Here is a 721-nt window from a genome sequence, read left to right as displayed (position 1 = left end):
CCCTAAAAGAAAAAAAATTACAGAATTGACCGTTATTTTTTTGCAATACACCCACTATATCCTAGTGCTGTCACAAAAATACGGCTAATTATGACACTAAGTTGGTCATAAAATGACTAAACTACGTGAAAGACTTTCAGTTCTGAAGCCTGAATGATTTATCAAAATCATGAAGCATAAGCAGGCACAAAATGCTTATTTAATGGCCCTGGTTTCAGACCAATAACCGACTTTCAAATTGTAACTATATTGACCGGAGAATATCTTCCATGAAAAAGACCAAAATCGTATGTACGATTGGCCCTAAAACTGAATCTGTAGAGAAGCTAACTGAGCTAGTAAATGCAGGCATGAACGTAATGCGCCTGAACTTCTCTCACGGTGACTACGCAGAACACGGCACTCGTATCGCGAACTTCCGTGAAGTAATGGATAAAGTAGGCAAGCAACTCGCTATCCTTCTTGATACTAAAGGTCCTGAAATTCGTACTATCAAACTAGAAGGCGGCAATGACGTTGATCTAGTCGCTGGTCAAGAGTTCACTTTCACTACTGACACTTCAGTAGTTGGTAACAAAGAAACTGTTGCTGTAACTTACGCAGGTTTCGCAAAAGACCTTTCTGAAGGCAACACTATCCTAGTCGATGACGGCCTAATCGAAATGGAAGTTATCGCTACTACTGAAACTGAAGTTCAGTGTAAAGTTCTTAACAACGGTGC

The 721-nt window shown here is 39.9% G+C and carries 1 protein-coding gene; it reads left to right on the top strand.

Annotated elements, in window-relative coordinates; translation table 11 throughout:
• Window positions 1-269: 269 nt before the first annotated feature.
• On the top strand, window positions 270-721 hold a 452-nt coding region (locus QTO00_RS20420; RefSeq protein ID WP_331426371.1), incomplete at its 3' end, for a pyruvate kinase.

This window comes from Vibrio sp. M260118 (assembly GCF_036533755.1).
In the GTDB taxonomy this organism is placed as follows: Bacteria; Pseudomonadota; Gammaproteobacteria; order Enterobacterales; family Vibrionaceae; genus Vibrio.
The sequence above is the reverse complement of the archived record's forward strand: the minus strand, read 5'-3'. Positions and strand labels throughout refer to the sequence as shown.